This window comes from Rhizobium sp. 862_C5_N1_2 (genome assembly GCF_051811205.1).
Lineage (GTDB): Bacteria > Pseudomonadota > Alphaproteobacteria > Rhizobiales > Rhizobiaceae > Rhizobium > Rhizobium leguminosarum.
The window spans coordinates 2,129,047-2,142,211 of the sequence record NZ_JBPWPT010000001.1 but is presented as its reverse complement, the minus strand read 5'-3'; the positions used below and the strand labels follow the sequence as shown (position 1 = coordinate 2,142,211).

Sequence of the window (13,165 nt, the reverse complement as noted above, 5' to 3'; positions counted from 1 at the left end):
AAGGCCGGCTTACGCCATGGCCTTCTGCAGGTTCTGGTCGATCTTGTCGAGGAAGGCGGTGGTCGAGAGCCACGGCTGGTCGGGGCCGATCAGCAGCGCCAGGTCCTTGGTCATGAAACCGGATTCGACAGTGTCGACGCAGACTTTTTCGAGCGTCGAGGCGAAGCGGGCGAGCTCGGCATTGTCGTCGAGCTTGGCGCGGTGCGCCAGGCCGCGGGTCCAGGCGAAGATCGAGGCGATCGAGTTCGTCGAGGTTTCCTGGCCCTTCTGATGCTGGCGGTAGTGACGGGTGACCGTGCCGTGAGCGGCTTCGGCTTCGACCGTCTTGCCGTCGGGCGTCAGCAGAACCGAGGTCATCAGGCCGAGCGAGCCGAAGCCTTGGGCGACCGTGTCGGACTGGACGTCGCCGTCGTAGTTCTTGCAGGCCCAGACGTACCCGCCGGACCACTTGAGCGCCGAAGCAACCATGTCGTCGATCAGGCGGTGTTCGTAGGTGATGCCGGCTTCCTTGAACTGATCCTTGAATTCGGTCTCGTAGACTTCCTCGAAGATGTCCTTGAAGCGGCCGTCATAGGCCTTGAGGATGGTGTTCTTGGTCGACAGATAGACCGGCCACTTGCGCATCAGGCCGTACATCATCGAGGCGCGGGCGAATTCGCGGATCGATTCGTCGAGGTTGTACATGGCCATGGCGACGCCGGCGCCCGGTGCGTTGAAGACTTCCTTCTCGATGACGGTGCCGTCCTCGCCGACGAACTTGATCGTCAGCTTGCCCTTGCCGGGGAACTTGAAATCGGTGGCGCGGTACTGGTCGCCGAAGGCGTGGCGGCCGACGACGATCGGCTTGGTCCAGCCGGGAACCAGGCGCGGCACGTTCTTGCAGATGATCGGCTCGCGAAAGATGACGCCGCCGAGAATGTTGCGGATCGTGCCGTTCGGGCTCTTCCACATTTCCTTGAGGTTGAATTCCTTGACGCGGGCTTCATCCGGCGTGATCGTCGCGCACTTGATGCCGACGCCATACTTCTTGATGGCGTTGGCGGCATCGACGGTGACCTGGTCGTTGGTGGCGTCGCGGTTTTCGACGGAGAGGTCGAAATAGTCGATGTCGAGGTCGAGATACGGATGGATCAGCTTATCCTTGATGAGCTGCCAGATGATGCGCGTCATTTCATCGCCGTCGAGATCGGCGACGGGATTGGCGACCTTGATCTTGTTCATGTATCTGCCTCGTTCGAGCTTGAATGGGGACGGGGTCCCGGGTGGGTGATATGATCCGGAGCGCTATAGCATTGTGAACCGGGAACGCAAAGCTGCAAGGGGTTCGACAATGCGTTTTTGCCGCCATTGCCACGCGCTGAAATTTAGCTAGTGTCCGCCGCGATCTGCCGCTCCGGACATTCGACCATGAAGACAATCGCCGTTGTTATCGCAAGCCTTATCGCCTTTTCAGGCATCAGTCACGCTGCCGGCATTACCGCTCCTGTGAAGGAGATCATGGAGGCGACAAGGAGCAACTGGGCCGACAACAACAGCGACTGGACCGACATCTTCGATGCGAGCCGGCTCGAGCATCTCTACAGCCGCGATTTCGTCGCGAGATACCAGGCGGCGGCGCAGTTTCCCGCCATCGATGACGACGGCATATCGCCCTTCGACTACGACGTCATCGTCAACGGCCAGGATGCGTGCCCGCTGGAGGATCTGACGATGGCGGCAGCGCCAGTGATCGACGGCGTGGCCGAGGTGACGGTGCGCTTCAGGAAATCCGCCTGCTCGGATGCGCCCGATGCCAAGGACTATACGACCGTTCGTTTCGAAGTGGTCGAGGAAGGTGGTAAGCCCGTCATCGACGATATCGTCACAGAGAATATCGAAACGCAGGCGCGCGATTCCCTGAAGACGACCATGGCGCTGATTGCCAAGGGCCAATAGGCGCGCGACATTCGAGAGCATCGAGATTCGATCTCGGGCAGTTTGATTTCCGCTGTTGCGGCGGTATCTGTTGATCCCTGGGCGGCATGAGGGGCTCTCGCATTTGTTTTCCGGTTTTCAGTTCCGCGACTGGCTGCTTGCCAACGATCCGGCGCTTTCGCGTCTGCGCATGGCCTCGCGTGTAACGCTGACGATCGTTTTCTCGTTTTTAGTCCTTCTCGCCATCCAGATGTTCATTCTGCCGTTGCCGACGGCCGCCTTCGGTCTTGGCATCGTGCTGTCGATCGAGGGCGGGGTGGCGGTTCGCGACAAGGGCAATACGCGCCAACTGGTGACGCGGCTCTTCGGTTGCGTCGCAAGCCTTGGCGTCGTCGCGATCGCGGCGGGCCTCGAAGATCAGCGTTTTCTCTCCGATCTCGTCTTCTTGGTGGTGATCGCGCTCGCATCGGCGGGCCGCGTGTTCGGGCCGCGCGGCTTTGCGATCGGCATGTTCGCCTTCACCTCTTATTTCATGGGCTCTTATTTCCGGCCTTCCCTTGCCGAGCTGCCTGATGTGGCGATCGGCCCCGTCGTCTCGGTGCTCGTCGGCCATCTGGTGAGAGCAGTGCTGCTGCCGGACGACTGGCGACGGGACCTGCTGCGCTCGCTCGAAAGCGTGCGCGGCCGGATCAACCAGATTCTCTTCAAGCTCGCCGCCCTTGCCGGCGGCGCTGAGATCGGCGAAGCCGACCGGCAGGAGCTGCGCCAGCTGGAAGACCGGCTGAAGGAAGTGGTGCTGATGGCGGAGACCTTTATTCCGCGCCCGCCCGGCGGGGTTTTCGATGGCACCGCTGATCCCGCCGCCGAGCTGGCGATCCGGCTCTTCGATGCGCATCTTGCTGCCGAGAGCGCGATCGTGCTGAGCTTCCAGAGTCCGCCGCCCTTTGCGCTCGTGCATGCCGTGATCGAGGCGGATGCGGTGGAACTTGGAAGATATGAGGAAATGGCCGAAACCATCAAGGACCAGCCGCAGGGCGAGACCGTGCGTGCGCTTCTCTGGCTCGGTAAGGCCCGGCAGGAATTGACGCAGGCGATCGGCGAGGGGCAGGCCTCCGGTTTCTCCGGCATTGACGCCGTCATGGATACGGCGCAACCTCAGCCGATCGACTTTTCGTTCGCCAATCCGCTGCTGCGCTTGGCGCTACAGATCACGCTCGCCTCGGCGATCGCCATGTGTTTCGGTCTGCTGCTGTCGCGCGAGCGCTGGTTCTGGGCAGTGCTCGCCTCCTTCCTCGTCTTCACCAATACCAATTCGCGCGGCGATACGGCGATGAGGGCCCTATCGCGCTCACTCGGCACGGTATTCGGCATCGCCATCGGCCTCGTGCTGGCAACGATGATTTCGGGCGAGCCTGATATCGCCATTCCGGTCGCCGCCATCTGCATCTTCCTCGCCTTCTATTTCCTGCAAGTTTCCTATGCGACGATGACCTTCTTCATCTCGATCGTGCTCTGCCTGGTCTACGGGATGACCGGCGTGCTGACGCTCGATCTGTTGAAGCTGCGCATCGGGGAGACCATGATCGGGGCGGCGGCCGGAACGGCGGTCGCCTTCGTCGTTTTCCCCACGCGCACGCGCGGCGCGCTCGATACTGCACTCGCGCACTGGTTCCAGGCGCTGCGCGACCTGCTTGCCGGGATCGGCGAGGGCAAAAGCGGTTTCGAGTTGATGGCGCTGTCGCAGACGATCGATGCCTGCTACCGCGACGTAACGGTGGCGGCGCGCCCGCTTGGCTCGTCCTGGTCGGTGGTGACGCGCCCAGGCCAGATCCGCCAGACGCTGGCGATCTTCCTCTCTTGCACCTATTGGGCGCGTATCCTGGCGAAGAGTTACGACGCGCCGGCCGCCGACGACAATCTGAAGACGCTGATCGCGGCGGATCTGGCGCTGATCGACAATGCGGCGCCGCGCGGCTCGACCTGTTTCCTCATTCAGCGCAAGGCATCGCGGACAACAGGCCGGCACCTGCCGCTGTCGCGCGAGGGTGCGAGACTCGGGCTCGAAATGATCGGTTCGGCGCTGGAAAGGCTTTATCCTGACGCAGACGTCTTGCCGTTTGCAGCAGGCGAGGCTATTGCGCGCTCGAAACAGGGATAGGACCATGGCAGGCACGAACAGCGAGCGTCAACTTCTGGCCGAAGGCCCGGCCATCATTCTGGTCGAGCCGCAGATGGGCGAGAATATCGGCATGGTGGCGCGCGCCATGGCGAATTTCGGCCTTGCTGAACTGCGCCTCGTCAATCCGCGCGACGGCTGGCCGAACGAGAAAGCCCTGGCGACTGCCTCCAAGGCCGATCACGTCATCGAGGCGACCAAGGTCTACGACACGCTGGAACAGGCGGTCGCCGATCTTAATTTTGTCTATGCGACGACCGCGCGCGAGCGCGACGGCTATAAGCCGGTGCGCTCTCCCGTCATCGCCGCCGAGACGCTCCGGGCGAGGTTCCGCGCCGGTGAGGGCACCGGCATCCTCTTCGGGCGTGAGCGTTGGGGGCTGACCAACGAGGAGGTGGCGCTTGCCGACGAGATCGTCACCTTTCCGGTCAATCCGGCCTTTGCGTCGCTGAACATCGCCCAGGCGGTGCTGCTGATGTCCTATGAATGGATGAAATCCGGCATGGAGGATCTCGGCGCCGTGCCTTTTCAGGCGATGGGGCAGACGCCTTCGACCAAGGACCAGCTGTTCGGCCTGTTCGATCAGCTGGAAGAGGCGCTCGATGCGCGCGGTTATTTCCATCCTGCCGGGAAAAAGCCGAAAATGGTCGACAATCTGCGCGCTGTTCTATCCCGCCGGGCCTTCACGGAGCAGGAAATCAGCGTGTTGCGCGGCGTCATCTCCTCTCTCGACCGCTTCTCGCGCAAGAGCCCGCGCGGCGGCAGGTTCCCGACCGCGACCAAGGAAACACCGCCAGATGACAGCGCCGACGCATGAGCTGAAACCCGTCCTCGTCTTCGATTCCGGCATCGGCGGGCTGACCGTCTTGCGCGAAGCGCGCGTGCTGATGCCGGAACGTGGCTTCATCTATGTCGCCGACGACGCCGGCTTTCCCTATGGCGGCTGGGAGGAGCAGGCGCTGAAGGAACGGATCATCGGGCTTTTCGGCCGGCTGCTCGAACAACACGATCCCGAGGTGTGCATCATCGCCTGCAACACCGCCTTCACGCTGGTTGGCGCCGATCTCCGCGCCGCCTTTCCTCAGATGACCTTCGTCGGCACCGTGCCGGCGATCAAGCCGGCGGCGGAGCGCACGCGCTCCGGCCTGGTCTCGGTGCTCGCGACGCCGGGTACGGTCAAGCGGGCCTATACACGCGATCTCATCCAGTCCTTCGCCCAGCAATGCCATGTCCGCCTCGTCGGCTCGGAGAACCTTGCGCGCATGGCAGAGGCCTATATACGCGGTGACGCCGTCTCCGACGACGCCGTGCTTGCCGAAATCCACCAATGCTTCGTCGAGAAGGACAGTCAGAGGACCGATATCGTCGTGCTTGCCTGCACGCACTATCCCTTCATGGCCAATCTATTCCGCAGACTGGCGCCTTGGCCGGTGGACTGGCTGGATCCGGCAGAAGCCATTGCCCGGCGGGCGCGCACACTCGTTCCGCAGATCGCCGATGCCGTTCACCCCGATAATTTCGACTTTGCCGCCTTTACATCCGGCAATCCCGACTTTGCGACGCGCCGACTGATGCAGGGTTTTGGTCTCAGCACGCGATAAGGCACTGCACGCTTTATTTCACTGATCTCATCGCGCAAGATCTCCGCGGGGAATCGCGGGCGGGTGTTTACCGCTCAAGACTTAAAAGGGATGCGCCGTGCCGCTGCAAAGACTTGTCATGCTGATCTTTTTTCTGCAGCCGATAGCCTTTGGCGCCTGGTTACCGCGCATTCCTGATATCCAGGCGAAGCTTGAACTCGGCACCGCCGATCTCGCCGTCGCACTTCTGGGATTGCCGATCGGCACGCTGATCACCCTGCCGTTTGCCGGCCGCCTCGTCTCGCGCATCGGCGGGCGCATGGCGATCATCTATGGTTTCATCTTCTTTCTTGCCGTGGTTTCGCTTCCAGCCTTCGCGCCCAGCGCCATGCTTCTATTCTTCGCCTTGATTGTCGTTGGGGTCGCGCTTTCGACGGTGGAACTCGGTATGAATGTCGAGGCCGATGTGACGGAGAAGGCGACGGGGCTGATCATCATGAGCCGCTGCCACGGCTTCTGGAGCTTTGGCATCATGGCCGGCAGCCTGATCGGCGTTGGTGCCATAGCCATCGGGCTTTCGCCGCACTGGTCGATTCTGATCACGGCGCTCGTCATCCTGCCGGCTGCGCTGATTGCCAGCCTGCGCCTGCCGAAATTGCCGGAAAGTCACCATGCGGAGAATTCGCAGGCAATGACCGGCTTCAAGCTGCCCAGTCTCGCTCTGCTCGGGATCTGCGCCTTCGTCTTCGGCGTGACGATGACGGAAGGTGCGATGGCCGATTGGTCGGCGGTCTACCTCCGCGATGTCATGAATGCAGAAGGCGCGCAAACCGGCCTCGGTTATTCGGTTTTCGCTTTCATGGTTGCGGCTGGGCGCTTCAGCGGTGATTACATGAAAGGCCGTTTCGGCGCGATTGCCATTGCCCGTGGTTGCGGCATCGCCTCGCTTGCCGGCATGCTCGTCGTTCTCCTTGCACCGGCGACGCCGCTTGCGCTACTCGGCTTTGCCGCAGTTGGTGTCGGTGTCTCGGTCGGGTTTCCGCTTGCGGTGACGGCCGTTGCTTCGCTGACTGACCGCCCGCCCGCTTCAAGCGTTGCGACGCTCTCCTTCGCAGCCCTGACCGGTTTTCTCATCGGGCCGCCGATCATCGGCTTTCTCGGCGAACTCCTGGGCTTGCGCGCGGGGCTTGCGGTCTTGCTGGTACCGCTTTTCGTCAGCCTGCTCTGCACACGTTTGCTGATTCCGACGCAGAAGGACATGGCGGGCGACCTCGTCGAGCGCGAGGCGGTGTGAAGCCTTATGTCCCTAGAGCGCAGAGCCGATGCTATAGGGCTGGGTTTCCCTGTGGGTTCTTGAAGGTTTGACGACAACAGTGCCTGCGAATCTGCTACAGACGGGCCGGGAATTTGTAAGGGGAATGGGACGTGCAGGTTGGCATCGATATGGGATTGGCGTCCGGCAGCCCGGCGACGCTCGATATCGAGGAGCTGCTGGCGACCCGTCTGCTCGTGCAGGGCAATTCCGGATCGGGCAAGTCGCATCTGTTGCGCCGCCTGCTCGAGCAATCGGCACAATGGGTACAGCAGGTCATCATCGATCCCGAGGGTGATTTCGTCACGCTCAGCGACAGGTTTGGCCACGTCGTCGTCGACGGTGAGCGCACAGAGGCGGAGTTGGCCGGCATTGCCAACCGCATCCGCCAGCATCGCGTTTCCTGCGTGCTGACGCTCGAAGGCCTCGATCTCGAAGATCAGATGCGTGCTGCCGCCGCTTTCCTCAACGGCATGTTCGATGCCGATCGCGAATACTGGTATCCGGTTCTCGTCGTGGTCGACGAGGCGCAGATGTTTGCGCCGTCGGTTGGCGGCGATGTCTCGGAGGATGCGCGCAAGATGTCGCTCGGCGCGATGACCAACCTGATGTGCCGCGGCCGCAAGCGCGGCCTTGCCGGTGTGATCGCGACACAGCGGCTTGCCAAGCTCGCCAAGAACGTCGCCGCCGAGGCCTCGAACTTCCTGATGGGCCGTACCTTTCTCGATATCGACATGGCGCGCGCTGCCGACCTGCTCGGCATGGACCGGCGCCAGGCCGAGATGTTCCGCGAGCTCAAGCGCGGCAATTTCGTCGCTCTCGGACCGGCGCTGTCACGCCGGCCGCTGCCGATCCAGATCGGCGCCGTGGAGACCTCGGCGCGCTCTTCCAGCCCGAAGCTGATGCCGCTGCCGGATGCGCCTCAAGATGTCGAGGACCTGATCTTCACGCCCGATCCGGAGGAATTCCAGCGCCCGCCCGTGCGGCGCGCCCCGCCGGCGCCGCGGCCGACGACCGACATTCTCGCCGAGCTCTCGCGCTCGACGCCGGCGGCATCGGCAGCACCTGCCGAGGCGAGGGCGAGCCAGGTGGAAGTCTCCGCCGAGGAGCGGGAGGAGCGCCTAGCCGGCGTTCTTGCCGAAATACTCGACGATCCCACCTCCGCCTTCCGCACCGATTCGGTGCTCTACCAGGATTTTCTCGTGCGGCTGCGCATGCGCCGCGTGCCAGGACCGCCGATCGCGCTGCCGGATTTCCGTCGGCGGGTGGCGATCTCGCGTTCCGGCGTCGATGCGACGACAGCTGCGACTGTTGCCTGGGCGACGGCACTGTCGCTGTCATCGGGTGTCACCGACGACCTGCAGGGCGTCTTCCTGATGCTCGCCAAGGCCGCCGTCTGCGGCGAGCCGTGCCCGTCGGATGCGCGGATCGCCCGCGCCTACGGCACCCATTCCGCCCGCCGCGCCCGCCGCCTGCTCGGTTATTTCGAGGAGCAGGGCATCATCGTCGTGCACGCCGATTTTTCCGGCAAGCGTATCGTCGCTATCCCGGATATGGACTGCCAGACGGCGCCGGGCGATGCCAACGCCCCCGACACGGGCGACCAGCCGCTGGCGGCGGAATAGTGGCGCTTTCGGGGTTTGCCGCTGTTGACATTTTCATGACGGCCCTCTAAAGACCGCCGCAAGCACCGGGCAGCAATGTCCGGTGTTTCATTTGACATGTCCCGTGGATCGTTCCTGTTCGCTAACCGGAACATCCTGTCAGATCTCGGCAGAGATCAGAGGAGGGCGTGTTTCCTTCGTGCGGTTTGGCAACAAACCGTCATAAACCTTTGAAAGGAAATACGATGAGCAAGCGCGAATCGTCCAAGTACAAAATTGACCGCCGTATGGGCGAAAACATCTGGGGCCGTCCGAAGTCCCCGGTGAACCGCCGCGAATACGGCCCGGGCCAGCATGGCCAGCGCCGCAAGGGCAAGCTTTCGGATTTCGGTGTGCAGCTGCGCGCCAAGCAGAAGCTCAAGGGTTACTACGGTGACCTGCGCGAGAAGCAGTTCCGCGCGATCTTCGCCGAAGCCGACCGCCGCAAGGGCGACACCTCTGAAAACCTGATCGGCCTGCTGGAATCGCGCCTCGACGCAATCGTCTATCGCGCCAAGTTCGTTCCGACGGTCTTTGCTGCCCGTCAGTTCGTCAACCATGGCCACGTCACCGTCAACGGTGTGCGCGTCAACATCGGTTCCTACCGTTGCAAGGCCGGCGACGTCATCGAAGTTCGCGAAAAGTCGAAGCAGTTGGTGACCGTTCTGGAAGCCGTCAGCCTCGCAGAGCGCGACGTTCCCGACTATATCGAAGTCGATCACAACAAGATGGTCGCAACCTTCGGCCGCGTTCCGACGCTCAGCGACGTTCCGTTCCCGGTCGTCATGGAACCGCACCTGGTCGTCGAATTCTATTCGCGTTAATGCATTCGTCTCGCAGTCGAAACCGATTGCGAGACAACAGCATGCGTCGATATACGGAAAGCCGCTCTTTCGAGCGGCTTTTTTGCGATCTGGAGAGAAGCGATGGCAGATTTGCAGGCGATCCTCGATAGCATCTACGCCGATATCCAGCCGCGGATCGGCGAGGGCAAGGTCGCGGACTATATTCCCGAGCTCGCCAAGGTCGACCCGAAGCAGTTCGGCATGGCGATCGTCACCGTCGACGGCAAAGTCTATCGCGTCGGCGATGCCGACACTGCCTTCTCGATCCAGAGCATATCGAAGGTCTTCATGCTGACGCTGGCGCTCGGCAAGGTCGGCGAGGGGCTGTGGAAGCGGGTCGGGCGCGAACCCTCCGGATCGGCTTTCAACTCGATCGTCCAGCTCGAGCATGAGAGCGGCATCCCCCGCAACCCCTTCATCAATGCCGGCGCGATCGCCGTCAGCGACGTCGTCATGGCCGGCCATGCGCCGCGCGAGGCAATCGGGGAGCTGCTGCGCTTCGTGCGTTATCTGGCCGATGACGAGTCGATTACCATCGATGACAAGGTGGCGCGCTCGGAAACGCAGACGGGATACCGCAATTTCGCGCTTGCCAATTTCATGCGCGCCTACCGCAATCTCGACCATCCCGTCGACCACGTGCTCGGCGTTTATTTCCATCAATGCGCCTTGTCGATGAGCTGCGAGCAGCTCGCCCGCGCCGGGCTGTTCCTGGCGGCGCGCGGGAGCAATCCGACGACCGGCCATTCGGTGGTTTCACCGAAGCGGGCGCGGCGTATCAATGCGCTGATGCTGACCTGCGGCCATTACGACGGCTCGGGCGACTTCGCCTATCATGTCGGCCTGCCCGGCAAGAGCGGCGTCGGCGGCGGCATCTTCGCAGTGGCGCCCGGTATTGCCTCGATCGCGGTGTGGTCGCCGGGGCTGAACAAGGTCGGCAATTCGCAGCTCGGCGCCGCGGCGCTGGAAATGCTCGCAGCGCGCACCGGCTGGTCGGTTTTCGGCGATTGATGCTGTGTTGCGAGGCGCGTTTCTGCTAGAGCAAATGTGGAATTTCTGTAGGACGAAGCAATGAATATCGCAGCCAATATCGCCGACGAGTTGGAGAGTGGCGAGGCCGACACCAGCGGCCATGCGCTGTTTGCCGATGCGCCGCGTTCCGTCTCCTTCAACAAGCTGCGCAAGCGGCTGCTGCGGCAGGTGCGCCAGGCCTTCGACGATTTCGACATGCTGAAGGGCCAGAAGCGCTGGCTGGTCGGCCTTTCCGGCGGCAAGGATTCCTACGGGCTGCTGGCGCTGCTGCTCGATCTCAAATGGCGCGGCCTGTTGCCGGTCGAACTCATCGCCTGCAATCTCGACCAGGGCCAGCCGAACTTCCCCAAGCACGTGCTGCCGGATTATCTCACCAAGATCGGCGTTCAGCACCGGATCGAGTATCGGGATACCTATTCGATCGTGAAGGAGAAGGTGCCTGAAGGCGCTACCTATTGCTCGCTCTGTTCGCGGCTGCGCCGCGGCAATCTCTACCGTGTCGCGCGGGAAGAGGGTTGCGATGCGCTGGTGCTTGGCCACCACCGCGAGGACATTCTCGAAACCTTCTTCATGAATTTCTTCCATGGTGGCCGGCTCGCCTCGATGCCGGCGAAACTTCTGAACGACGAGGGCGATCTGATGGTGCTCCGGCCGCTCGCCTATGCCGCTGAGGACGATCTCGCGAAATTCGGCGCCGCCATGCAGTTTCCGATCATCCCCTGCGATCTCTGCGGATCGCAGGACGGGCTGCAACGCAATGCGATGAAGGACATGCTCGCCGATATCGAGCGGCGGATGCCGGGCCGTAAGGAAACAATGCTGCGGGCGCTTTCGCATGTGAACCCGTCGCATCTGCTCGACCCAAAACTCTTCAACTTTTCCACCCTTGGTGTCACCGATCCTTCATGAAACGCCGGCTATGGAGGCTGGCTATTGAATGAAGGCAGGATTTCGCATGACTATTTCAGACCAGGATATTCTCTTTCTCGGCGATTGCGTCAGGGAGGCCGCGCGAGCCGAGATCATGCCGCGTTTCCGCAATCTCGGCGCTGCCGATGTTTCGGAAAAGACTTCGGCAATTGATCTGGTGACGCAGGCGGACGTGCTTGCCGAACACCGGATCACCGCGGCGCTAAGAGAGCGCTTTCCCGCAGCACTCGTCGTCGGCGAGGAGGCTTATGATGCCGACCGGTCGGTCGTGCCGGCCCTTGCCGATGCGGAGCTCGCCTTCGTCATCGACCCTGTCGACGGGACGTTCAATTTCGCCGCCGGGCTTCCCGTTTTCGGGACGATGCTGGCGGTGACGATCAAGGGCGAGACGGTCGCCGGCATCATTCACGATCCCGTTCTCGGCGATACAGTGACCGCGATCAGGGGCGCAGGCGCCTTTCTGACGCGTCGGGACGGGCAGTCGACAAAGCTGAAGGTCGCTGAGCCTGCTAGCCTGAACCAGATGGTCGGTGGCCTGTCATGGAGCCACATGGACGAACCGGATCGCGCGCGTATCTGCGCCAACATGGCAAAGATCCGGATGACCTTCGCCTTCAACTGCTCGGCCTACGAATACTGGATGGTCGCCTCCGGCAAGATGCATTTCATCGGCCATGCGAAGCTGATGCCCTGGGATCACCTGGCCGGCGTGCTCGCGCATCAGGAGGCCGGTGGCCATACGGCGAAATTCGACGGTACGCCCTATCGCCCCGGCGAGACGACGGGTGGCATCATCTCTGCGCCCGACCGGGAGAGCTGGCAGCTCATCCGGCGCGAGATCGTCGGCATCTGATTCAAGGTTCTCCGAAGAGACCTAAGCGTGAGGATTTGACATGACTTCGACTGTTGACGTGAGCGTTCTGGCCGATCTGCTGCGCCGCGCGGCGAAGGCAGAGATCCTGCCACGCTTCCGCCGACTCGGTCAGGACGATGTGCGCGCCAAGAGCGAGGCGACCGATCTCGTCACCGAGGCCGATGAGCAGGCCGAGCGGATGATCAAGGCGGAAGCTCAGCGGCTCTGGCCGGGCGCGCTGTTCCTTGGCGAAGAATCGGTCGCGGCCGATCCTGATTTGCTCGGCAGCCTCGAACATGCCGATCTTGTGATCGTCGTCGATCCGGTCGACGGCACGTTCAATTTTGCCGCCGGTATCCCGGCCTTCGGCGTCATGGCGTCCGTCATCTCCGGCGGCGAGACGGTTGCCGGTATCATCTACGATCCGATGGGCGACGACTGGGTGATGGCGGAAAAGGGCGGCGGCGCCTGGCTGCGGCGGCCGGAAGGCGGCGCCGAGCGGCTCTCGGTCGCAGCGCCCGTGGGACTGGAGCATATGGTCGGCATGGCCTCGACCGGCTACCTGCCGAAGGAGAAACGCGCCGAAGTGCTCGGCAATCTCGCAAAGGTGCGCTTCCTCACCAATTACCGCTGTGCGGCCCACGAATACCGCACCTTTGCCGGCGGCCATGTGCATTACCTCATGTACAACAAGCTGATGCCCTGGGATCACCTTGCCGGCACGCTGATCTCGCAGGAGGCAGGCGCCTATGCGGCGCGCTTCGACGGCTCGCCCTATCTGCCGCATCATCTCGATGGCGGGTTGCTGATTACCCCCGACAAGGCCTCGTGGGAGGTGCTGCGGCGCGAGGTTTTCACGGTCTGAACAATCGCTCGACCT

12 protein-coding genes are annotated in these 13,165 nt (G+C 62.6%); 11 read left to right on the top strand and 1 reads right to left on the bottom strand.

Annotated elements, in window-relative coordinates:
* Positions 1-9: 9 nt before the first annotated feature.
* Entirely contained in the window at positions 10-1,221 is a 1,212-nt protein-coding gene (locus ACD590_RS10865; protein ID WP_018242215.1) for an NADP-dependent isocitrate dehydrogenase, read from the bottom strand.
* Positions 1,222-1,407: 186 nt separating this feature from the next.
* Between ACD590_RS10865 and ACD590_RS10860 the strand changes: the two genes are divergently transcribed.
* The 11 genes from ACD590_RS10860 (at position 1,408) to ACD590_RS10810 (ending at position 13,150) form a co-directional block, all read left to right on the top strand.
* Positions 1,408-1,935, top strand: coding sequence for a hypothetical protein (locus tag ACD590_RS10860; protein WP_439002538.1), 528 nt, complete (start codon positions 1,408-1,410; stop codon positions 1,933-1,935).
* Positions 1,936-2,038: 103 nt separating this feature from the next.
* Entirely contained in the window at positions 2,039-4,072 is a 2,034-nt protein-coding gene (locus ACD590_RS10855; protein WP_130652496.1) for an FUSC family protein, read from the top strand.
* Between the two features lie 4 nt (positions 4,073-4,076).
* Positions 4,077-4,907 (top strand): RNA methyltransferase, encoded by an 831-nt coding sequence (locus ACD590_RS10850; protein ID WP_018242212.1) that lies wholly within the window; start codon positions 4,077-4,079, stop codon positions 4,905-4,907.
* Positions 4,888-5,691, top strand: a complete 804-nt coding sequence (gene murI, locus ACD590_RS10845) for a glutamate racemase (RefSeq protein ID WP_018242211.1) — start codon at positions 4,888-4,890, stop codon at positions 5,689-5,691. The genes ACD590_RS10850 and murI overlap by 20 nt, the downstream gene beginning before the upstream one ends.
* A 97-nt stretch (positions 5,692-5,788) precedes the next feature.
* Positions 5,789-6,964: an MFS transporter gene (locus ACD590_RS10840; protein WP_026188411.1), complete on the top strand. Its 1,176-nt coding sequence runs from the start codon at positions 5,789-5,791 to the stop codon at positions 6,962-6,964.
* A gap of 131 nt (positions 6,965-7,095) precedes the next feature.
* Positions 7,096-8,607, top strand: coding sequence for a helicase HerA domain-containing protein (locus tag ACD590_RS10835; protein WP_439002537.1), 1,512 nt, complete (start codon positions 7,096-7,098; stop codon positions 8,605-8,607).
* 224 nt (positions 8,608-8,831) lie between these two features.
* A complete protein-coding gene (rpsD, locus tag ACD590_RS10830) occupies positions 8,832-9,449 on the top strand; it encodes a 30S ribosomal protein S4 (RefSeq protein ID WP_004676212.1) in 618 nt (205 codons plus the stop codon).
* A 102-nt stretch (positions 9,450-9,551) separates the two neighbouring features.
* Positions 9,552-10,481, top strand: a complete 930-nt coding sequence (locus tag ACD590_RS10825) for a glutaminase (RefSeq protein WP_018242209.1) — start codon at positions 9,552-9,554, stop codon at positions 10,479-10,481.
* Positions 10,482-10,541: 60 nt separating this feature from the next.
* Positions 10,542-11,411 (top strand): tRNA 2-thiocytidine(32) synthetase TtcA, encoded by an 870-nt coding sequence (gene ttcA / locus ACD590_RS10820; protein WP_439002536.1) that lies wholly within the window; start codon positions 10,542-10,544, stop codon positions 11,409-11,411.
* Between the two features lie 46 nt (positions 11,412-11,457).
* Positions 11,458-12,285 carry an inositol monophosphatase family protein gene (locus ACD590_RS10815; protein ID WP_026188410.1) on the top strand — a complete coding sequence of 276 codons (828 nt, stop codon included), beginning with the start codon at positions 11,458-11,460 and terminating at the stop codon, positions 12,283-12,285.
* Between the two features lie 40 nt (positions 12,286-12,325).
* Entirely contained in the window at positions 12,326-13,150 is an 825-nt protein-coding gene (locus tag ACD590_RS10810; protein WP_018242206.1) for an inositol monophosphatase family protein, read from the top strand.
* Positions 13,151-13,165 lie beyond the last annotated feature (15 nt).

Excerpts from the sequence above, each read along its gene's own strand:
- ACD590_RS10825 (WP_018242209.1), top strand. The coding sequence starts at position 9,552 with ATGGCAGATTTGCAGGCGATCCTCGATAGCATCTACGCCGATATCCAG.
- rpsD (WP_004676212.1), top strand. The coding sequence starts at position 8,832 with ATGAGCAAGCGCGAATCGTCCAAGTACAAAATTGACCGCCGTATGGGC.
- murI (WP_018242211.1), top strand. The coding sequence starts at position 4,888 with ATGACAGCGCCGACGCATGAGCTGAAACCCGTCCTCGTCTTCGATTCC.
- ACD590_RS10860 (WP_439002538.1), top strand. The coding sequence starts at position 1,408 with ATGAAGACAATCGCCGTTGTTATCGCAAGCCTTATCGCCTTTTCAGGC.
- ACD590_RS10865 (WP_018242215.1), bottom strand. The coding sequence starts at position 1,221 with ATGAACAAGATCAAGGTCGCCAATCCCGTCGCCGATCTCGACGGCGAT.
- ACD590_RS10810 (WP_018242206.1), top strand. The coding sequence starts at position 12,326 with ATGACTTCGACTGTTGACGTGAGCGTTCTGGCCGATCTGCTGCGCCGC.
- ACD590_RS10815 (WP_026188410.1), top strand. The coding sequence starts at position 11,458 with ATGACTATTTCAGACCAGGATATTCTCTTTCTCGGCGATTGCGTCAGG.
- ttcA (WP_439002536.1), top strand. The coding sequence starts at position 10,542 with ATGAATATCGCAGCCAATATCGCCGACGAGTTGGAGAGTGGCGAGGCC.
- ACD590_RS10850 (WP_018242212.1), top strand. The coding sequence starts at position 4,077 with ATGGCAGGCACGAACAGCGAGCGTCAACTTCTGGCCGAAGGCCCGGCC.